Source organism: Mycobacterium sp. FW102-FHT13B02 (assembly GCF_058790275.1).
This window is the reverse complement of sequence record NZ_JBYTCM010000005.1, coordinates 31,784-52,761: the sequence shown is the minus strand read 5'-3', so window position 1 is coordinate 52,761 and position 20,978 is coordinate 31,784. Positions and strand designations below refer to the sequence as shown.

Annotated in this window: 17 protein-coding genes; 10 read left to right on the top strand and 7 right to left on the bottom strand. The window is 63.9% G+C overall.

Annotation, left to right across the window (positions count from 1 at the left end; translation table 11 throughout):
- Window positions 1-165: 165 nt before the first annotated feature.
- Genes AC3WTE_RS10455 through AC3WTE_RS10435 form a run of 5 tightly spaced genes read left to right on the top strand, consistent with a single transcriptional unit; the run spans window position 166 to window position 5,328 of the window.
- Window positions 166-2,058: an NAD(P)H-dependent oxidoreductase subunit E gene (locus tag AC3WTE_RS10455; RefSeq protein ID WP_492437406.1), complete on the top strand. Its 1,893-nt coding sequence runs from the start codon at window positions 166-168 to the stop codon at window positions 2,056-2,058.
- Window positions 2,055-2,771 carry a 2Fe-2S iron-sulfur cluster-binding protein gene (locus AC3WTE_RS10450; protein WP_459365275.1) on the top strand — a complete coding sequence of 239 codons (717 nt, stop codon included), beginning with the start codon at window positions 2,055-2,057 and terminating at the stop codon, window positions 2,769-2,771. The genes AC3WTE_RS10455 and AC3WTE_RS10450 overlap by 4 nt, the downstream gene beginning before the upstream one ends.
- Window positions 2,768-3,385, top strand: a complete 618-nt coding sequence (locus AC3WTE_RS10445; protein ID WP_492437405.1) for an NADH-quinone oxidoreductase subunit B family protein — start codon at window positions 2,768-2,770, stop codon at window positions 3,383-3,385. The genes AC3WTE_RS10450 and AC3WTE_RS10445 overlap by 4 nt, the downstream gene beginning before the upstream one ends.
- Window positions 3,386-3,400: 15 nt before the next feature.
- Window positions 3,401-4,870 (top strand): Ni/Fe hydrogenase subunit alpha, encoded by a 1,470-nt coding sequence (locus AC3WTE_RS10440; protein WP_492437404.1) that lies wholly within the window; start codon window positions 3,401-3,403, stop codon window positions 4,868-4,870.
- Window positions 4,867-5,328: a hydrogenase maturation protease gene (locus tag AC3WTE_RS10435; RefSeq protein ID WP_492437403.1), complete on the top strand. Its 462-nt coding sequence runs from the start codon at window positions 4,867-4,869 to the stop codon at window positions 5,326-5,328. The genes AC3WTE_RS10440 and AC3WTE_RS10435 overlap by 4 nt, the downstream gene beginning before the upstream one ends.
- Here the strand turns inward: AC3WTE_RS10435 and AC3WTE_RS10430 are convergent.
- From AC3WTE_RS10430 to ppsA, 3 genes are read right to left on the bottom strand one after another with little or no spacing between them, the layout of a single operon-like run.
- A complete protein-coding gene (locus AC3WTE_RS10430) occupies window positions 5,319-5,492 on the bottom strand; it encodes a hypothetical protein (protein ID WP_492437402.1) in 174 nt (57 codons plus the stop codon). The two genes, AC3WTE_RS10435 and AC3WTE_RS10430, sit on opposite strands and share 10 nt — an antisense overlap.
- A gap of 15 nt (window positions 5,493-5,507) precedes the next feature.
- Window positions 5,508-9,167 carry a trehalose-phosphatase gene (gene otsB, locus AC3WTE_RS10425; protein WP_492437401.1) on the bottom strand — a complete coding sequence of 1,220 codons (3,660 nt, stop codon included), beginning with the start codon at window positions 9,165-9,167 and terminating at the stop codon, window positions 5,508-5,510.
- Window positions 9,164-11,560: a phosphoenolpyruvate synthase gene (gene ppsA, locus AC3WTE_RS10420; protein ID WP_459370200.1), complete on the bottom strand. Its 2,397-nt coding sequence runs from the start codon at window positions 11,558-11,560 to the stop codon at window positions 9,164-9,166. The genes otsB and ppsA overlap by 4 nt, the downstream gene beginning before the upstream one ends.
- A gap of 444 nt (window positions 11,561-12,004) precedes the next feature.
- On the opposite strand from ppsA, the gene gap reads away from it, so the two are divergent.
- The gene (gene gap, locus AC3WTE_RS10415) at window positions 12,005-13,021 is read left to right on the top strand and encodes a type I glyceraldehyde-3-phosphate dehydrogenase (RefSeq protein WP_492437400.1); all 1,017 of its coding nucleotides are present in this window, start codon (window positions 12,005-12,007) and stop codon (window positions 13,019-13,021) included.
- 17 nt (window positions 13,022-13,038) lie between these two features.
- Here gap and AC3WTE_RS10410 read toward each other — a convergent pair whose 3' ends face one another.
- From AC3WTE_RS10410 to AC3WTE_RS10400, 3 genes are all read right to left on the bottom strand, one after another.
- Window positions 13,039-14,031 carry a 1-phosphofructokinase family hexose kinase gene (locus AC3WTE_RS10410; RefSeq protein WP_492437710.1) on the bottom strand — a complete coding sequence of 331 codons (993 nt, stop codon included), beginning with the start codon at window positions 14,029-14,031 and terminating at the stop codon, window positions 13,039-13,041.
- Between the two features lie 464 nt (window positions 14,032-14,495).
- The gene (locus AC3WTE_RS10405) at window positions 14,496-15,776 is read right to left on the bottom strand and encodes a cytochrome P450 (protein WP_492437709.1); all 1,281 of its coding nucleotides are present in this window, start codon (window positions 15,774-15,776) and stop codon (window positions 14,496-14,498) included.
- A 108-nt stretch (window positions 15,777-15,884) separates the two neighbouring features.
- Window positions 15,885-16,316: a nuclear transport factor 2 family protein gene (locus AC3WTE_RS10400; RefSeq protein ID WP_492437399.1), complete on the bottom strand. Its 432-nt coding sequence runs from the start codon at window positions 16,314-16,316 to the stop codon at window positions 15,885-15,887.
- Window positions 16,317-16,381: 65 nt separating this feature from the next.
- On the opposite strand from AC3WTE_RS10400, the gene AC3WTE_RS10395 reads away from it, so the two are divergent.
- From AC3WTE_RS10395 to AC3WTE_RS10385, 3 genes are all read left to right on the top strand, one after another.
- Window positions 16,382-17,134, top strand: coding sequence for an ArsR/SmtB family transcription factor (locus tag AC3WTE_RS10395; protein WP_492437398.1), 753 nt, complete (start codon window positions 16,382-16,384; stop codon window positions 17,132-17,134).
- Window positions 17,135-17,351: 217 nt separating this feature from the next.
- On the top strand, window positions 17,352-18,107 hold the full coding sequence (locus tag AC3WTE_RS10390; protein WP_492437397.1) for a dienelactone hydrolase family protein: 756 nt from the start codon (window positions 17,352-17,354) through the stop codon (window positions 18,105-18,107).
- 60 nt (window positions 18,108-18,167) lie between these two features.
- Window positions 18,168-18,776 (top strand): LGFP repeat-containing protein, encoded by a 609-nt coding sequence (locus AC3WTE_RS10385; protein ID WP_492437396.1) that lies wholly within the window; start codon window positions 18,168-18,170, stop codon window positions 18,774-18,776.
- Here the strand turns inward: AC3WTE_RS10385 and AC3WTE_RS10380 are convergent.
- Window positions 18,739-20,265, bottom strand: a complete 1,527-nt coding sequence (locus AC3WTE_RS10380; protein WP_492437395.1) for an MFS transporter — start codon at window positions 20,263-20,265, stop codon at window positions 18,739-18,741. The genes AC3WTE_RS10385 and AC3WTE_RS10380 overlap by 38 nt on opposite strands.
- A 70-nt stretch (window positions 20,266-20,335) precedes the next feature.
- Here AC3WTE_RS10380 and AC3WTE_RS10375 point away from each other — a divergent pair, with 70 nt between their 5' ends.
- A complete protein-coding gene (locus AC3WTE_RS10375) occupies window positions 20,336-20,977 on the top strand; it encodes a winged helix-turn-helix transcriptional regulator (RefSeq protein WP_492437394.1) in 642 nt (213 codons plus the stop codon).
- Window position 20,978: the final 1 nt, after the last annotated feature.

Here is a 20,978-nt window from a genome sequence, read left to right as displayed (position 1 = left end):
TCGGGGCCTTATGGCACTACGAGACGGCATACAAGATCACAATGCTTGCAGGACTGCGGTATCCATTTCCTTTGACATCAGCCGGCATATACAAGAAAGGCGAGGATTCCATGATGTGCTGCTGTCCGGGCCAGAGATGACATCGCCGACCGCGTGGTCGCCAGCATGACTCGGCGCCGCCGCGAGCCGGTGGGCCGGGTCGACGCGGTCGCCGACGACGCCGGTACGGCCGTGGCCCGGCACGAAATGACCTCAGACATCGACACAATAGTGCGGCGCCACCGTTACGACGGAACGCGACTGATGGACATATTGTGGGATGTTCAGCATCTGTACGGCCACATTCCCGATGACGTCTTGCCACAGCTCGCCACCGCTTTGGACCGGTCTCCGCTGGATATCGTGGAGACAGCCTCCTTTTATCACTTCTTCCACCGTCAGCCATCAGGACAGCACCGGATTTACTTGAGCAACACGGTGATTGCGAAGAGGCGCGGGTATCAGGCGGTGTACGACACGCTCGAGCTCCAGACCGGGGCCCGCTTCGGCGAAACGGACCAAGCGGGCATGTTCGGCTTGTTCGAAACGCCGTGCATCGGACTCAGCGATCAGGAACCGGCGATGCTGATCGACAGCGTGGTATTCACCCGACTGACACCGGAAACTGTCACGGACATCATTTCCCAGTTGAAAACTGGGAGAGTGGCCTCTGATATCGCAAACCCAGCTGGGCTACCAGACGATGACATCGCCTACGTGGACCACCTGGTGCAGTCCAATGTCCGCACGCAGGGTCCGGTGTTCTTCGGTGGCACAATGGATTACCGGTCGTTGCTCAATCGCTGCCTCGCCGGCACTCCCGAGCAAACGATCGGCGAGATCAGCGAATCCCGACTGCGCGGATACGGTGGTGCGGGGTTTCCCACCGGGCGCAAGTGGAGCCTCTGCCGGGCTGCACCCGGCGATGACAAGTACGTCATCTGCAACGCTGACGAAGGTGAACCCGGCTCGTTCAAGGACCGGGCACTGCTGACGCGCTCGCCACGGGATGTTTTCATCGGGATGGTCATTGCGGCCTACGCGATCGGTAGTCGGCACGGAATCGTCTACCTGCGTGCCGAATACGTGTATCTCAAGCGGTATCTGGAAGCTCAGCTCCAGCAACTCCGGGACGATGGGCTGCTCGGATACCGCATCGGTGGGCGACCAGGATTCGATTTCGACATCCGCGTCCAGCTGGGCGCCGGTTCCTATGTCTGCGGTGAAGAATCGGCGCTGATCGAGTCGTGCGAGGGTAAACGGGGTACGCCCCGGCTGAAGCCGCCATTCCCGGTCCAGGAGGGGTATCTCGGCAAACCCACCTGCGTCAACAACGTCGAGACGTTTGCGGCAGCTACCCGCGTTATGGCGAACGGCGCGCACTGGTTTCGCCGCATGGGCACACCCGACTCCGCGGGCGCCCGCCTGCTGAGCGTCGCGGGGGACTGCGACCGTCCGGGCGTCTACGAGGTCGAGTGGGGAATCACCCTCGATGAGGTACTGGCAATGGTCGGTGCGCGGGGTGCTCGCGCTGTCCAGATGAGTGGCCCAGCGGGGGAGTGTCTGTCGGTGGAGGTGGACGGCAAACGTCGGATCGCGTACGAGGACATTCCGTGCAGTGGCGCCGTCACGATCTTCAATTCGAGCCGCGACCTGCTGCAATGCGTCAGCGACTACACGCGGTTCTTCGTTGACGAGTCGTGCGGCATTTGCGTTCCCTGCAGGGCGGGCACCGTCGCTCTGGACGACAAGGTGGAACGCGTGGTCGCAGGCGCCGGCGTCGAAGAGGATCTGGACGACGTGGCCCGCTGGGGTGCGCTGGTGCGAACGACAAGTCGGTGCGGTCTCGGCGCCACCGCCGCCAATCCTATTCTGACGACCCTGGAAAAGTTCCCCGAGATCTATCGGAGCAGATTGCGCACCCAGGAACAGGCCCTGCTGCGCTCATTCGATCTCGATGCTGCCCTGGCCGGGTACGCCAAGGCAGTTACCGAACTGGAAACGGACGGGACCGCATGACCATCCGCATCGAAATCGATGGGGTACCGATGTCGACCGAAGAAGGCGGCGTCCTGGTCGATGTGGCCGCCGACGCTGGGGTGTACATCCCGACGCTGTGCTACCTCGAAGGCAAGCCGTGCCTCGGAACCTGCCGGGTCTGCTCGGTCAAGGTGAACGGCACCGTGGTCGCGGCGTGCACGGTTCGAGTCTCGGACGGACTGAAAGTCGAGGTCGACGAACCGGAAACGGCAGACCTCCGGAAGGCGTTGGTGGAGTTACTGTTCGCGGAGGGCAACCACAATTGCCCGAGTTGCGAGAAGAGTGGACGCTGCACGCTGCAGGCGGTCGGCTACGAGGTGGACATGCTGGTGTCACGGTTCCCGTACCGGTTCCCGCGTCGCGAGCGGGACCATGCGTCGGAGAAAATCTGGCTGGAACGGGATCGCTGCATCTTCTGCCAACGCTGCGTGGAATTCGTCCGCGACGAATCCAGCGGCCAGAAGATCTTCAGCATCAGCGAGCGCGGTCCCGAGTCCCAGATCGAAATCGACACCGAGCGGGCCAACGCCATGCCGGACGAGCAGATCCACTATGCCGTCGACATCTGCCCCGTCGGCGCCATCATCGACAAACGGGTCGGATATGACGTCCCGATCGGCCGACGTAAGTACGAGCTCGAATCTGTGCGCGCACGGGCCCTCGACCGCCGAGACGAGTCTGGTAAGCCGTGACCGAGGAGACCACGTCGCACGAAATTCCGGTAGCCCCAACGGAACCGGCGCTCGCGGCGGCCCGCGACACCAAGGTCAAGGTGGCGATGATCGGTTTGTGCGGCTGTTGGGGCTGCACGTTGTCCTTTCTGGATATGGACGAACGGCTCCTGCCGCTCCTGACCAAGATCAGCATCCACCGGTCCTCGCTGACCGACATCAAGAGAATCGCCGAGCGCTGCGCGATCGGATTCATCGAAGGGGGTGTAGCGAACGAGGACAACATCGAAACGCTGCGACACTTCCGGGACAATTGCGACATCCTGATCTCCGTCGGAGCCTGCGCCGTCTGGGGCGGCGTCCCGGCGATGCGCAATGTCTTCGAATTGAAGGACTGCCTGTCGGAGGCGTACGTCAATTCGCCGACCGCGGTTCCGGGCGCCAAACCCGTCGTCCCATCCCACCCGGACATTCCCCGACTCACGACCAAGGTTTACCCCTGCCATGAAGTAGTCCACATGGACTACTTCATCCCCGGATGCCCTCCGGACGCAGACGCCATCTTCGCGGTGCTCGACGACCTGATAGAGGGTCGCCCGGTCACGCTGCCCCGCTCGCTGAACCATTACGACTGATCTCGGAGGCTGCGCGTGAGCAGAAAGCTGATCATCGATCCCGTTACCCGAATCGAGGGCCACGGCAAGGTCACAGTGCACCTCGATGACGACGACAACGTCGTCGACGCCAGGCTGCATGTCGTCGAATTCCGCGGGTTCGAGAAGTTCATTCAGGGCCACCCGTTCTGGGAGGCGCCGATGCTGATGCAACGCATCTGCGGAATCTGCTTCGTCAGTCACCATCTGGCCGGCGCCAAAGTACTCGACGACATGATCGGCGTCGGCCCAAAATCGGGAAGCGGCGTGACGCGGACAGCGGAGAAGATCCGCCGACTCGGCCACTACGCGCAGATGCTGCAATCGCACGCGACGGCATATTTCTACCTGGTCGTCCCCGAGATGATGTTCGGCATGGATGCCGCGCCGGCGCAGCGCAACATGGTCGGCCTCATTGAGGCCGACCCCGCGTTGATGCGACGAGTGATCATGCTGCGCAAATGGGGCCAGGAAGTCATCAAGACGGTCTTCGGCAGGAGAATGCACGGCATCAGCTCCGTGCCCGGCGGCGTCGACAAGAACCTGAGCCGGGCCGAATGCGACCGCCTGTTGAACGGGGAAGAAGGGCTCCCGTCGATAGCCGACATCATCGATTACGCCCAGGACGGGCTGCGCATCTTCTACGACTTTCACGCGAAGAATCGGGCTGAGGTGGATGGTTTCGCGAACGTTCCCGCCCTCAACATGTCCCTGGTCGATGACGAAGGCAACGTGGACTACTACCACGGCGTGCTACGCATCGTCGACGACGACAAACACGTCGTCCGTGAATTCGACTACCACGACTACCTCGGCCATTTTTCGGAAGCGGTCGAAGAGTGGACGTACATGAAGTTCCCGTTCCTGAAGGACCTGGGCAGGGACGAGGGTTCGGTTCGGGTGGGGCCGCTCGGGCGAATGAACGTCACGAAGTCGCTCTCCACGCCACTGGCTCAGGAGGCGCTGGAGCGTTTTCATGCTTACACCGGCGGCGCCACGAACAACATGACCTTGCACACCAATTGGGCGCGGACCATCGAAGTGCTCCACGCGGCGGAACTGATCGAAGAACTGCTGCGCGATCCCGATCTGCAGCAGCAAGACTTGGTCGTTACCCCCGCGGCCGGTGCGTGGGCCGGTGAGGGTGTCGGCGTTGTGGAAGCACCTCGCGGCACGCTGCTCCACCACTATCGGGCCGGTCCAGAAGGTGACATCACCTTCGCCAATCTGATTGTGGCTACCACGCACAACAATCAGGTGATCAACCGCACGGTGCGCTCGGTCGCCGAGGACTATCTGGGGGGCCGCGGCGTGATCACCGAAGCCATGATGAACGCCATCGAGGTCGGGATCCGCGCGTATGACCCGTGCCTGAGTTGCGCGACGCACGCTTACGGGCAGATGCCGCTGATCGTCACTGTCTACGATCCGGCGGGAAATGTCATCACCGAGCGCGTCCGTTCGTGACGCTCGACGAGTTCGACGACGACTCTTGCCTGATTTACGGGATCGGTAATGTCGGTCGGCAGGACGACGGTTTGGGCTGGGCCTTCGTCGATTGGATTCAGGCGCAAGGCTTCTGCCCAAACGCAGGCCTGGAGCGGAAGTATCAGCTTCTGCTCGAGGACGCCGAACTGATCAGCAACAAGGAACATGTGCTGTTCGTCGATGCCACCAAAGACACCTCGGTCAAATCGTTCACGGTGGAGCGCGTGGCGCCAAGAATGGACTTCAGCTTCACGTCGCACGCCATCTCGATCCCCGCGATCATGGCGACGTGTCAGCAGTGTTTCGACCGCCTGCCAGCGGTTCACCTGCTCGCGATCAGGGGATTCGAATTCGAACTCGAACTGGGATTGACGCAGGCTGCGCAGCGGAATTTGGATGACGCGAAGGCATATCTCTCATCGGGCGGTCAGGTGTAGAGCGAGTCGAGAAGGTGCTTGTTCTGTCCGGCCACGACGGCGCGTTTCACCTTGAGCGACGGTATCGGCTCGCCGCGGTCGACGGACAGATCGTGGTTCAGCAGCGCCCACTCTTTGACGGTCTCCCATCGGTTGAGGGTCGGCGAGCGGCGTGGGATCCGCATCGTTTCCGGTCATCGTCAACCCGGGAACCGAACGGTAGTGCCTGGCATCAGCTGGACGACACGACCGTGGCATTCCACTTCGACCCCGGCGGCATCACGAGGATCGACACTGATGATGACGCCTTTGCCGCTGACTCGCAGGTGCAGGTGAAGACCGCGGTAGTGGATCGGTATCGCAAGCACACCAAGGGATTCCGGCCAGTGCGGGTCGAGGATGATCCGGCCTGACCGGGTCTCGAGCCCGGTGAAGCACCGCTGCATGAGGTCGACAGTGCCCGCCATCGCCGCCAGGTGAATGCCCTCGGACGTGGTGCCGCCCTGGATGTCCGAGACGTCGGACCTCAGCGCCTGCTGGAAGAACTCCAGCGCGCGGTCGCGGTTGGCCCTGGCGAGCACCCAGGTGTGCACAACACTGCTGAGCGTCGAGCCGTGCGACGTACGCGCCAGGTAGTAGTCCACCATCTTCGGCACCTGATCGGCGGTGAAGCGGTAGCCGAGCCGGTCGAGGAGCTCACGCAATTCGGTCCCCGACAGCAGGTAGAGCAACATCAGGGCATCGGCCTGCTTGGAAGCCTTGTAGCGGTTGACGTCGTCTTGCTCTGCCTCCAGGATGCGGTCCAGGCGTTGGATGTCGCCGTACTGCCGACGAAGACGGTCCCAATCCAGTTCTGCCAGATCACCGTAACCCTCGAACTGACTGACGACGCCATCGTGGAACGGGACGTACATCCGGAGGCTGACCGCCTCCCAGTGCGCCAGTTCGGCACTGTTCAATCCGAGCGTTTCCATCATGTCGAGCCGGTTGGGCAGCGGTAGCAGGTTCAGGGCCTCGATGGCCCGCATGATCGCCCAGACCGCCATCACGTTCGTGTAGGCGTTGTTGTCGATGCCGTCGTAGGGGGCGTCGGGATAGCCCGAATGGAACTCGTCGGGCCCGATCACGCCCCGGATGCTGAAGCGGTCGCGCTCGTCGTCGTAAGTGGCCCTGCTGACGAAGAAGCGTGCGACCTCGGCCAGCAGCTCCGCGCCGTAGTCGATCAGATAGGCAAGGTCGCCGGTGACCTGGTAGAACTTCCACGCGTTGTAGGCGACGGCGATACCGATGTGGTGGGCGCGAGCGCTGGCATCCGGATTCCAGTGGCCGCTGCGCGGATTGAGGTGTAGCCGTTGGCTTTCCTCACGGCCGTCGCTGCCGGACTGCCAGGGAAACATCGCACCCGCATAGCCCGCGGCCGCGGCCGCGTGGCGTGCTGCCGGGAGACGCCGGTAGCGGTACTGCAGCAGAGACCGGGTGATCGTCGGTAGCCGCAGGTTGAGTACGGGGAAGACGAACAGTTCGTCCCAGAAGATGTGGCCGCGATAGGCCTCGCCGTGCAGTCCGCGGGCCGGCACCCCGACGTCGAGGTCGGCCGTGTTCGGTGACGCAGTCTGCAGCAGATGCAGCAGATGCAACCGCAGGACGCGCAATTCGTCGCCGAAGTCATCGAATTCGATGGAAAGCCGTTCCCACAGATGTACCCAGTCGGTCCGATGCCCGTCCAGCAGCTCGTCGAACCTGCCGAGGCGGGAAATCCAGCGCTGAGCGTCGACAGCGGGTTCGGACGTCGCGACATCGCGCCCTGTGTAGACGGTAGCGATCTTCTCGACAGTCACCGATTCGCCAACCGACAGCGCAACGCTGATGTCATGACCGATTTCGGCATCCTCGTTGAAGAGCCGGAACGATGCTGGGACGGGCTCACTGTCGCGCCACACGGTGGTTCGCGCCGCGACGGCGACGGAGATGCGGGATTGGGTCGTCTGCGCGGTGAGCAGCACCGAATCCGCAGAGATCTCGTGCTTCTGGACTGAGTCGAGATGTCGGTTGGCGAGGTCCCGGTAGCGCTCGACAAGCGAGTTCGTCACGCCGCCGTCCACGGTGGAGCGAATCTCTATGGTCCCTGACCAATCCTCGGCGGAGACCATCGTCTCGAGGGCGCCGACGTGGGGCATGTGCATCGCGACGAATCTTCGTTGCCGCAATGAACTCGTCCGGCCCGCGCCGTCGCGGAACCGCGCTTCGCGAGTCAGCACCGCGCCGCGAAGATCGAGGCTCTGCCGGTAGGACAGCACGTCGACCGCATCGATGTCGAACCACGCGCCGCCGTCGATCCGGAAAGTCAGCGCGAGCCAGTTGGGCAGATTGACCAGGCTCTCGTTGTCGATCTGGGTGCCCGACACGTCGTCGACGAGGCGGTTGTACACCCCGGCGGCATAGGTCCCGGGGTAGTGCGCTTGCCCGGCCTTCGTTTCCGGTGCGGCACCTCGGGTGGCGAAATACCCGTTTCCCAATGTGCATAACGCCTCGCGAAGCTTCTCGCCCTGTGGGTCGTACCCGTCGAAGGTGTACTCCCACGCCTTGCTCGAAACGTGATGCTTGTAGGCCAGCCACTGCGATCCGCGGTGGATGAAGCTGCGCACCTGATCGGGACTCTGCAGGACGAAGTGGGCGGCGGTCTTGCGGTCCCCGTCCTCGCCGTGCCTGACGACGATCCCGATTCCGTCGAAGTGAACCGCGTCGAAGGCGTCTTCGTCGGTAAGGTCATCGCCGATGTAGATCGGCAGCAAGGAACCGGTCGGGTCGATGCGATCACGGATCCAGGCCAGCGTGGTCCCCTTGTCCCAGTCGATGTCGGGCCGCAGCTCGACGAGCATGCGCCCACTGGTCACCCGCAGTCCGTCTCGCTGTCCCAGTCGGTGCGCCAGGGCCACGATCTCATCGACGTGTTGCGGTTCGACCTCGCGGTAGTGCACCGCGACGGCAAAGCGCTTGTGCTCGACGCGAACTCCCGGAATCCGGGTCAGGCCGTGGGTCAACTCGGTGGCCGCCCGTTCAAGCACAGGCACGCAAGCCGCAGCCGCATCGTTGCAGTGGTAGGTGCCATCAGGCCCTGTCAGCTCGAACCCGTGGCTACCTGCGTACCAGATGCCCGGTATGCCTACCCGGCTGCGGATATCCGCGAGGTCACGTCCGCTCAGGATAGCCACCGGGCACGCCGCCGCGACGAGTTCCAATGCCTCGGCCGCGCCGTTGACGAGCACGGCCGCAGCGGGATCGGAAACGATGGGGGACAGCGTGCCGTCATAGTCCAGGAACAAGACAGACTCTCGGACGCTGGTGATCCCGATCAGCTGACCATATGACTCCAACGCATTCGGAAGATCTGAGACACGTTTGTCCCCACCACGAACGAGGATGTCTGCCACCTCGGCGACGATGACGTCCGCGCCGCTGTGCAGCAGATCATCGGGATGTCCGCTCCGGTCGACACCGATGACGACCCCGAAACCGCCATCGCGGCCCGCGGCCACTCCGGCGGCGGTGTCCTCGATGACGACGCATCGTTGCGGCCGGACCCCGAGCCGACGCGCGGCTTCCTGAAGTGCTGCCGTTCCGGATTCGCCGGCGATTCCGTCAATGCATATGTCGAACAGATGGTCCACGCCTGCGGTCTTCAAAGCGTGCTGACATCGTGGATTCGATGAATGGGCCGCCGTGGCGACATCGCTGGCCCGCAACTCTCGGGCGAGATCCGCCGTCGGTTCGAGGCACCTCGGATCGGTGCTCAGCGCACTGTCAACGTCGAAGATCACCGCGTCGTGGCGACGCGGGTCGATGGTGACCGGCAGTTTCATGAAGTACGGACGAGCTGTCGTTCCAGTTCCAGCACGTGGCGAGTGGTCTTGATAACCGAATCGGGGTTGAGGCTCATCGACTCGATACCGACCCGGACCAAGAACTCGGCCATGTCCGGGTAGTCCGACGGCGCTTGTCCACACAGCCCCGAGTGAATTCCGTTGCGGCGACAGCCCTCAACAGCCAGGCGAATCATCTCCTTGACCCCCTCATCGCGCTCGTCGTAGTCGAACGCCACGATCTCGCTGTCACGATCCACGCCCAAGGTGAGTTGAGTCAGATCGTTGGAGCCGATGGAGAATCCGTCGAAACGCTTGGCGAATTCATCGATGAGGATCACGTTGTTCGGGATCTCGCACATCGCATACACCTTGAGCCCGTTCTCGCCTCGGCGCAGCCCCAGGTCCGCCATCGTCTGGAGAACAAGGTCCGCTTCGGCCACCCGGCGCACGAACGGAAGCATGAGGATGACGTTCGTCAGACCCATCTGTTCGCGCACGCGGCGCATCGCGCGGCACTCCAGCGCAAAGCCCTCCGCATACGCGGGATGCGCATAGCGAGAGGCACCGCGGAAACCGAGCATCGGATTGCTTTCGGACGGCTCGAACGCGGCTCCGCCGATCAGGCTGGCGTATTCGTTGCTCTTGAAGTCCGACATGCGCACCACGACGGGTTTGGGCCAGAAGGCGGCGGCGATGGTGCCGATTCCTTCGGACAGGCGTTCCACAAAGAAGGCGCTTCCATCGGCATAGCCCTGGGTGAGCTGTTCGATCGTTCTGCGCGCGTCGGGGTCGTCGACCTTCTCGGGGTGCAGCAGAGCCAGCGGATGTACCCGGATGTACTCGCTGATGATGAACTCCATCCGAGCGAGTCCCACGCCGTCGTTCGGCAGGAACGACGTCTTGAAGGCGAGCGCGGGGTTCCCGAGGTTGATCATGATCTGGGTTCGCGGCCGTGCCAGATCCCCCACCTCGCTACGGTCCACGTGGAAGCTGAGTTCGCCCCGGTACACGCGGCCCGATTCGCCGTCCGCGCATGACACCGTGACAGTTTCGCCATCGGGCACGCACGTGGTTCCGTCGCGGGTGCCCACCACGGCGGGGATGCCGAGTTCGCGAGCGATGATCGACGCGTGGCAGGTGCGACCGCCGCGGTTGGTGATGATCGCCGCGGCGGTCTTCATGATCGGTTCCCAGTCGGGCGTGGTGGTGTCGGCGACCAGTACCTGGCCGGGCTTGAACTCGGACAGATGCTCGGGGTTATGGATCCGTTTCGTAACGCCCGAGGCGATCCGGTCGCCGACCGCTCGGCCCTCCGCGATTACCTCGCCTCGCCCCTCGAGCACATAGGTTTCCAGCGTCGTCGCGCTGTGCTGGGACGTCACCGTCTCGGGGCGGGCCTGGACGATGTAGAGCTTCCCGTCTAGACCGTCCTTGGCCCACTCCATGTCCATCGGCCGTCCGTAGTGCGCTTCGATGGTGCATGCGTAGCCGGCCAGTTCCAGGACGTCCTCATCGGTGATGCAGAACCGGGCACGGTCGGACTTTGGCGTCGGGATATTTCGTACCGTGCTCTTCGCCTCACCCTCGACGAGGATCATTTTCACGGCCTTGTCGCCGACGCGGCGCCGCAGAACGGCGCGGTGGCCGGCTAGGTAGGTCGGCTTGTGGACGTAGAACTCGTCGGGGTCGACGGCGCCCTGAACCACATTTTCGCCAAGACCGTAGTCGCCCGTCACCAAGACGGCGTCGCGAAAGCCCGACTCGGTGTCAATGGAGAACATCACACCCGACGACGCGATATCGGAGCGCACCATCTTCATCACCCCGATCGACAGGGACACCTTGAATTGATCGAAGCCCTGGTCGAGTCGGTAATGAATGGCGCGATCGGTGAACAGACTGGCGAAACAACGACGGCAGGTGTCGAGCAGACTCTGTTCGCCTTTGATATTGAGATACGAATCCTGTTGGCCGGCGAAGCTCGCCGTCGGCAGGTCCTCGGCGGTCGCCGAGCTCCGGACGGCGAGACTCACCTCCTCGCCATACTCCTGCTGAAGCTTGCGATAGGCATTCAGAATCTCGTCGGCCAGATCGTCGGGAAGTCCCGCGCCATAGACGATCTCACGGGCGCGCTTGCCTTTCCGTGCCAGCGCGGCGACATCGGCGGGATCGATGTCGTCGAGCTCGGCATGCAGACGGTCCCAGGCGCCGGCCTTGTCCAACATATAGCGATAGGCGTGGGCGGTGATGGCGAAGCCGTGCGGGACGCGGACACCCTGCCCGGACAGCTTCTGGAACATCTCGCCCAGTGACGCGTTCTTTCCGCCGACGAGCGAGACGTCGTCAATGCCGAACTCCTCAAAGAAGCGAACGTACCTCGATGTACCCATGACCTGTCCTCTCGTAGCGTGTCCCGCAACGTCGCCCGCGACCAGAGTCATTGCCGGCCAACGTTGTCCGCGGCCGCAAGTCGTGCAGCCAACGGTTCATCGCTCGAATACCTGGCTGGCCGCGCGTGCTTCCGTACTCTGTGCCACGAACGTCAACCTCCCACAGCGGCCAGCCGCGAGCCAGGGGCGAAGGTCACTCGAATAGGTGACGCACCAGCGTGCTTTCGTTCAGCAGTTGGCCATTGTGTCGGGACGCCAGGAATGCAGTGGCGGCAGGACCGTTGTGCCCCATCGACAATGAAGCCCAGGCCAATACTGCGTGACTATCCGATGACGACGGCAAGCGAGGACCTTGTCCTCTGCCACTTGGCTGTTGGTGTGGCCAGTATTTAACCGGCCCGGCTCAATGCGCCACCGGACGACCGATCTACGAGGAGATTTCCCATGGCTATCAGAGTGGGTGTGAATGGCTTCGGCCGCGTAGGCCGAAACTTCTTTCGTGCGGTGGACGTACAGCGCGCGGCAGGCACCACCGACGTTGAGATCGTCGCGGTGAATGACCTCACGGACAACAAGACTCTGGCTCACTTGCTCAAGTACGACTCGATCCTCGGACGGTTACCGCACGACGTGTCGGTTGACGGTGACGACTTTATGGTGGGAAACCAGCGGATCAAGGCGTGGTCTATCGCCGACGGGCCGGCGGCGGTGCCGTGGGGAGACGTCGGCGTGGATGTCGTGATCGAGTCGACTGGCCGGTTCACCGCCGCGGAGCAGGCGCGCGGTCACCTTCGCGGAGGAGTGCAGAAGGTGGTGGTGTCCGCGACGTCGAAAGGTGCGGACCTCACCGTGGTGATGGGTGTCAACCATCGCGACTATGACGGCACGCAGACCGTCGTCTCCAATGCTTCATGTACAACGAATTGCCTTGCGCCGATGGCGATGGTGCTCGACGAGGTATTCGGAATCGAGCGCGGGCTCATGACTACCGTCCACGCCTATACACCGGACCAGAACTTGCAGGACGGTCCGCACCGCGACCTGCGGCGAGCCCGCGCCGCGGCGATCAACGTGGTGCCCACGTCCACCGGGGCCGCCCGCGCGATCAGCTTGGTGCTGCCCCAGCTCGCGGGGCGGCTCGACGGATATGCGCTGCGGGTACCGGTGCCCACGGGTTCTGCCACCGATCTCACCGCCATCGTGCGAGAGCCGGCAACCACAGAGGCGGTCAACGCCGCGTTTGCGGCCGCGGCCGCCGGGGAGCTGAAGGGCTTCCTCACCTACACCGAGGATTGCATCGTCTCCTCCGACGTCGTGACCGACCCCTCGTCATGCATCTTCGACGCGGGACTCACCAAGGTCACCGGTGACCTGGTGAAGGTCGTCGGCTGGTACGACAATGAATGGGGCTACTCCCACCGCCTGGTGGACTTGACCGACCTCGTCGCATCCCCCCTCTGACGGGCTTCGTCGGCGGGTCAGAGGTCCGCGGCACCGGCCGCCAGGGCAATCGGTTCAGGAGCGATGTCGAACAGTCGCTCGACGTCGGCGCGGGTGCAGGTCGCAGTCCCCGGGGTCATCAGCATGGCGGCGCCCGCGGCGATACCCAGCCGAATCGACTTGGTGAGTGACCATCCGCCGCTTAGTCCGACGGTGAGCCCGGCGATCATGGCATCGCCGGCACCGACACCGCTGCCCGACTGCACTCCGACCGCGGGATAGCGCTGCGCGCCTTCGGCGGTGACGAGCAATGCACCCTGGGCGCCCAGTGATACCAGGACATTGCGCGCACAGGCACGCTCGATGAGCTCTCGGGCCGCCGCGACCCGTTGGGTCTCGTCCGGCAACTCGCGGCGGACGCATTCGCGGAGCTCACGGACACTGGGCTTGAGCAGAAACACCTTGTCGCCGGTCAGGTGCCGCAGACCGCTGCCCGAGGTGTCGAGGATCAGCTGGGTACCCAACTGCGCGCAGATATCGGCCACTCGGTTGTAGAACTCCGGAGAGACGTTGGGCGGCAGGCTTCCGCTGGCGACGACGTAGTCGGCCGAAGCCGCCACCGAACGCAGCTCCCGGATGCATTCCTCTTGCTCGGCGGCACTGAGGGCCGGTCCGGGCAGCACGAACCGATATTGGCGTTCGGTAAGGCGCTCGTTCACCGTGAAGCTCTCCCGGGTCGGTTCGGCGATCGGAATCCGACGCACGGGCACGCCTGCAGCATCAAGCATCCCGGAGACAAGATCACCACTGGCGCCGCCCGCGGGAAAGATGGCCAATGCCGAGGTGCCGAGAACCTGTGCCACCCGGGCGACGTTGATACCGCCACCGCCGGGGTCGTAACGCGCAGAGCCGCATCGCATCTTGTCGGTTGGCATCACTACGTCGGTGCTAGTGGTGATGTCGAGCGCTGGATTCATCGTCACGGTGACGATCCGGGCACCAGCGGACTGCGAAATCGCGTCGGTGGCGATTGGCGTCACAACGATCACCTGCTTTCCGTTCCGCTTCGACCCTAGGGAAGGCGCCGGGTGACGTTAATGGTCGTTAGTCCACGACGCGCTGCCGTTCGACCCGACCTAGGTTTGCATCTCGCTCTTCATCTGCCCACCGGCATAGCGATGATCAGCTACGCCGACAGCTTCTTCTTCGGCATCACCGCCGACTGGTGTCAACCGACCCCGCCAGCTAGGTCCGCCGCAGGCGCCGGGCGGGAGTTCGTCGGTCGCACAATGGAGTGCGGCGGCGAGTGCGGGAAGACCTCTGACCGGCCGTCGACGTTCTCGACGAGCCGTCCCAGCGCGACGCTTCCCGGCCGAGTCCAACGTTCGGGGCTCGGATCGAATCGACATCGCTCGCCGATCTATGGGCATGGCCCGGCCTCTACCGACGTGGCGAAACCAGCTGTGACCACAGACATTACGGCGCACTTCAGACACTAGCCTTGGCTGACCCTTGAGGGTCCGAGGCACACGGGGAGATGACTTATTCCCCGCAGCAGCGTGCTGTCGTTCACGGTTGGCGCGCCGGCGAGAGACAGTCGGGGAAACCGTTCGAACAGAGCTTGCAGGCCGATCTGCAGTTCCATGCGGGCCAGGGGCGCGCCGAGGCAGACGTGGCTGCCGGTACCGAAGCTGACGTGATCGCGGGCATTGGCGCGAGCCGTATCGAATTCGTCGGGCTGTTCGAACGCGGCCGGGTCACGATTGGCACCGGCAAGGAGCACGAAGACGGCCATGCCCTCTCGCACGGTGTGGCCGCAGAGTTGAACGTCCTCTGTGGCCACTCTGACTCCGATTTGGGAGACCGAGTCGTAGCGCAGTGCTTCTTCTACGGCGTTGGGCCAGCCCTCGGGATCTGCTTGGAGACCGGCCAGCTGGTCGGGGTGATTGACCAGCGCCACAACCGCATTGCTGAATTGATGTGCAGTAGTGAGGAATCCGGCTCCGAGGAGTAGGCCGGCGAACGTCCGAATCTCGAAGTCGGAGAGCTCGGTGTCTTGGATGACGGCGTACAGAATGCCGTCGCTGGCACTACCGTCGCGCAGCCGCTCGATATGCGTGGCGAGGTAATTTTCGAACTCGCGCAAGCCCGCAACCGCGGTTCGGAAGTTGCGCCAGGACGGCGCTGTGGTGGTGATCAATTTAGAGGCAGATTCACCCATTTCGTACAGGTAAGGCGTATCGCCACGTGGAATTCCCAGCATCTCGGCGATGATCTCGATGGGGATGCGCGAAGCGTAGGCGGTAACCAAGTCGCAGTCGCCGCCGTCCTCGAGTTCGTTCAGCAAGCCGTCGGCGATCTCGTGGATACGCACGCGAAGCCCGGCTATCGCTTTCGGGGTGAACGCCCGCGATACGAGACGTCGCAACCGCGCGTGCTCGGGCTCGTCGACCATCAGTAGTGACGGCGGCTCCACGGGGTTGATCACGCGGGGATTGGTCTTCTCGAGTAGTCGCTGGACGGTCCGGAACGGCGAGCGATCTCGGGGTTTAGCGGTGCGGAAACTACTGTCCCGCAATACCTCTCGAACAAGTTGCAGATCGGCGGTGACCCAGGCGTTGCCCCCGAATGCCGGTGCCATTCGCCCGTGTCGGCGAATCTGCTCGATCAGATCATAGGAACGTTCATGCTGGTCGTCGTCAAGGAGCAGCTGGGCGAAGGGGTCGCCGCGGCGGGCGAGAACCTTCAGTGTCGCACGGGGGAGCCCGTACCCCATCAGCCAATGCGACCAGGTCTTGATATCCACATTCACGTTATTCGCCCCCGCGGATCGACTACCGATCAGGCTAGCCGTGAATGTGCCGGTTTGGTCCGCGGTTCTCGATCATCGGTGATAGCCGTCGCTCGCCAGGATCTCCACCCCACGCCAACCCCAGTACACGCGGTGGGCCTGAATCAACCCGTCTTCGATCTCCATCACCTCGACAAAGTCCATCTGTTCACCGTCCGGTGTCTCCCGGGGATACTCCCAGGTGGCCCGGCGGCCGTCGGTGAAGAACCCGGCGCGGTGGTACTGCCGCTCGTCCGGGGTACGTGCGACCACCTCCGTCAGAAATGGCCGCAGCTCATCGTGACCGCGGCACACACCCCGACCGCCCAAGATGTGCGCTGCCACCGGGCTTTCGAGAGTCGCATCCACGGCGTAGCAGGCCAGTAAGGCATCGACATCGTGGTTGGCCAAGGCTTCTTCCCACGCCCGCGTAACCGCCTCGATCCCCGCGACGTGGCCTTTGTCAGAGTTTCCATCAGCGTTCATGGCTCCAGGATGCTCCGCCGACGCTTCGGTGCAGGCCGAAGCATTTCGCTTCTATCGTCGATGTCATGGGTCCAACAGTTCCAACGGTTCGTGGCGAACCCGACTTGGCGGCGGTGGCTGCGGCGTTCGCAGATCCACGCCGCATCCGAATCCTGTTCGCGCTGGCCGATGGGCGGGCCCTTCCCGCAGGCCGGTTGGCCCAGGAAGCCGGCGTTGCCGCTTCGACGACCAGCAGCCACCTTGCGCATCTGCTCAGCCACCGACTGGTCGCCGTCGAACACCACGGCCGCCACCGCTACTACCGCTTGGCGACGCCGCACGTCGAGGGCGTGTTGGAGGCGCTCGCACGCGTTGCACCACAACGGCCCATCAACTCGCTACGAGAACACACGCGAGCACATGCCCTGCGCGCTGCGCGGACGTGTTATGGCCACCTGGCCGGCCGACTTGGCGTCAGCATCTTCCACGGCATGATCGGCCGGGGATGGATCACCGGCGGCGACGGACAGCATCATCCGGAAGACGCCGTCGATCGACTGTCCGCACCCGGCAGGACACATGCCTACCGCCTCACCGAATCCGGGGCCGCCGCGCTCGCCGACTGGGGCTTACCCACCCCGTTGCTGGAGACCACCGCCCCACTGCGGTACTGCGTGGACTGGACCGAACAAGCCCATCACCTCGCAGGAGCCCACGGCACCGCGCTCGCGGATTGCCTGTTCGAACGCGGGTGGATCGCCAAAGCGAAAACGCCACGCGCCGTCGTCGTAACGCCGACAGGACTAGGGCATCTGGAGCAACTCACGCGCCCGGACTGACGGTGATGGTGCCAGGCTGCGACACCATGCCACGAAGACCTCCGGAAAATCGTTGGCTGCCAACGGTGATCGCTGTTACGTTCGTGGCAGGCCGTGTGAGAGGACAAGGAGGTGGTACCCGTGAACGTATCGACGTGGGTGCTCCTCTTCAGGGACACGGTCGGGCGATAGGTCGTCCGGGAGCGCCGTTTGACGAGCACTCCCGAAAGGCACGACCATGCACTTCCTGTCAGAAGAGCGCCTCGACGGCGCCAGCCTCGAACGCGCCTTCACCCTCGGTGACATACCCGGCATCCTGTGGACGCCCGCGTCCACTCCGGCGCCGCTGGTCCTCGTCGGCCATCCCGGCGGACTGCCGGCCATGTATCCACGGGTGGCGAGCCGCGCCCGACGCGCCTTGGTAAGCGGCTTTGCCGCGGCCACCATCGAGCTTCCCGGTTGCGGGGACCGGCCCCGCTTGGCCCACGCCGAGCTGGCCCGCGCGGATCTGCGCCGGGCGCTTTCAGCCGGAGAGCCGGTGGACGACATCGTCGACCGGCTTGTCCTGCCCCTCGTGGAAGCGGCCGTCCCGGAATGGCAACACCTTCTCGACGTTCTCCTCTCGCTTCCCGAGATCAGCGGCCCCGTGGGCTACTCGGGCGGGGTGCTCGCCATCGGGATCCGATTGGCAGCAGTCGAATCCCGCATCGCGGCCGCTGGTCTGTTCGCCGGCAGTTTCGTGCCTCGCTCCATGTTCGGCGAGGCCCGTCAGATCACCATCCCGCTGCACGTGCTGCTGCAATGGGACGACGAGTCGAATGACAGGCAACAGGCACTGAATCTGTTCGACGCCTTCGGCTCTCGAGAGAAAACGCTGCAGGCCAACATGGGCGGGCACACCGGTGTCCCGCAGTTCGCGGGGGAGGACGCGGCCCGGTTCTTCACCCGGCATCTGATGCCAAGCGGCCCTGATCTGGCTCCGTTATGGTCGTGACCGGGTCGGGGGAAGAGCCGCAACTTGACGCACACCACAGGAAGACGTGAGGGGCAACCTATGAACACGAGCACGTACCGCCGCACCGCAGCCGCTGGCTTGGCCGCCGTCGCACTGACCGCTGCCGGCTGCAGCAATGGCGCCACCGTCGACGTCTCGGCGTCGCCTCAGGTGGCGCTGATCGTCACATCGCAGGTGCCGGCGCCGTCCCCGGAAGTGAAACTCATCGGCGAACGGGACGTCGAGGTCACGCTCACCGGCCCGATCGCGGCGAAGTTCTCGTCAGCGACCGACAGCCAGAAGGCGACCCTCGGCAAGCCACTGACAGGTGACCACAACGCGGGCACGCGGGACAGCGGAGTGGTCTTCCAGCAGTTCCAGGGTGGCGCGATCGTCGCCAAGAACGACGATGCGGGCACCCCGGCGTACATCATCTCGGGCCCGATCCGCGACGCCTGGAATGTCCAGCGGGATGCGGACGGCGTGCCGTCGGCCACCGGCAGCAACGGCTCGGCAGGCCCGTTGGGTGTCGTCACGAGCGACGAGACCAACGTTGGCGGCCAGCGGGTCACGACGTTCGAGCACGGGAAGATCGCGTACAACACGACGACCGGTCAGGTTGAGGTGACGGTCAACGGGAAGGTCGTGCCGTCAGGGCTGCCGTCGTGAGCGATTGTTGGAATCGGCGGCCGGGTAGCGCGACGATCCCCGCGGCGGCAGCGGTGTAGCACAGGGCAGCTATTACGGTGCACGCCTCGGTGAGGCCGGCGAGGAATGACTGTTGTACCGCAGCAAGAAGTCCTGGGGTGTCGGAGGCGATGCCGAACGCGATGGGGACGGAGTCGGCGGCCTCGGCCGCTTTACCGGTAGTCGCGAATGCGCTGTCGGCCAGGTGTGCGCCGAACGCTGATGAGAACAACGAGCCGATGATGGCGACGCCCAATGTTGACCCCAACTCGCGCGTGGCGTCGTTGACCGCGGAGCCGATACCGGCGCGGGCCGGCGGTAGCACCAGCATGATGGATTCTGTTGCGGGCGTGGAGATCAGCCCTATGCCCAAACCCATGAGCAGCATCTGTCCGATGATGGTGGACCAGTAGGGCGTGTTGATGTCGATACTGCCGGCGATCCAGGCCATCGCGGTGCCAAAGGAGACCAGTCCGCTGACGACCACCGCGCGCGTACCGATCCGTGGGGCAAGTAATCCGCCAACGACCGAGCCGACGGCGATCGAACCCGCGACGGGCAGGATGCGTGCGCCGGTGGAGAACGGACTGAACCCGCGGAGAACTTGGAAGTACTGGGTAATCAAAAAGATGAAGCCTGACAGCGAGAAGAAGGCGACCGTCACGGACGCGCTGGCGGCGCTGAACCTGCGGTCGGTGAAGAGCTTGACATCCAGCATGGGGTGTTCGGCCGCTTGCTCGATCATGACGAAGGCCAATGCCAATGCTGCTGCGAGGGTGAACCCCACCACCGTCGTGGTGCTGTGCCAGCCCCTGACGGGGGCTTCGATGATGGTGTACACGAGAACGCCGAGTAGAAGAATCGAGGTGGCGAGACCTCGGATGTCGAGCGCCGGCACGTTGGGGTCTCGTGATTCCGGCACGAGGAAGAACGTGAGGACTGCGGCCAGCAGCGCAAGGGGTATGAGTGCCCAGAAGACGCTGCTCCACGAGAAGTGTTGCAGCAGCAGCCCGCCGGTGACCGGCCCGGCGGCAACACCAACCCCGACCACTGCGCCCCAACCGCCGAGCGCGGCGGCGCGCTGGCGGCGATCGGCAAAGGTGTTGGTGATGATCGACAGCGTCGTCGGGAAGATCAGTGCGGCGAAAACACCCATGCTGAACCGTGCGGCGACCAGTGTTCCAGTGCTCGTGGCCATGGCGCCGATTGCGCTGGTGGCGGCAAAACCGAGCAGCCCGATGAGCAGGGCGGGACGTCGTCCGTACCGATCGGACAAACTGCCGGCTGCCAGCACGAGAGCGGCGAACGTGAGGTTGTAGCCGTCGACGACCCACTGCAGGCCTCGGGTATCGGCGTGAAGTTGGGTCGCGATGCTCGGCAGCGCGACGTTGACGATCGTGACGTCGAGGTTGATGGCAAGAACCGCAACATATATCGCAGCCAGGATTCCGGCCTTGCTCGTCGTGGTCATATCCGTCCACCCCTCGACCATGTAAGATTATAAAAGCAACATTAGTTTAAATTTGCAAGCGAGACGTGAGATGAGTCGAGACTACGGTCAGTACTGCGGGCTTGCCCGGGCCCTCGATGTGGTGGGCGACCGGTGGAATCTGCTGATTGTCCGCGAGCTACTGATAGGACCTGCGCGGTTCGGCGAGCTGCGCGAAGGGTTGGCGGGCGTAGCGACCAATCTGCTTACCGGCCGTCTCCGAGATCTCGAAGCCAATGGCGTGATCGAGCGACGCTTGTCCGACGACAGCAGCTCGATCACGTACGCCTTGACGCCGTGGGGTGCCGAGTTGCGGGAGCCCATCAATGCGCTGATCCGATGGTCGACGCCGCTGATGATCCGTGGGCCCGAAGGCGACGAGTTCCGCCCAGACGGCCTTCTCGTCGCTCTTCCCGCCCTGCTGTCAGGCCGTGTGCCCGCTGATCAATCGGTCGCCGTGGGAATCACCGTGGATGACGTCACGGTTCAACTGCATGCCACCGCGAGCGGCATCGTTGTCGGCCGACCCGACGGGCGGCATCTCGATGCCGTACTGGCTGGCGAGGGCCAGCTGATCCTTGGGCTCGCGGCGGGCGTGTTGTCCCTCAATGATGTTGCCGCACTTGTTGATATCACCGGCGATCGATCAGCTCTGCGAAACTTCTTTGACGCACCGAAGCCCTCCGCGCAGTAAG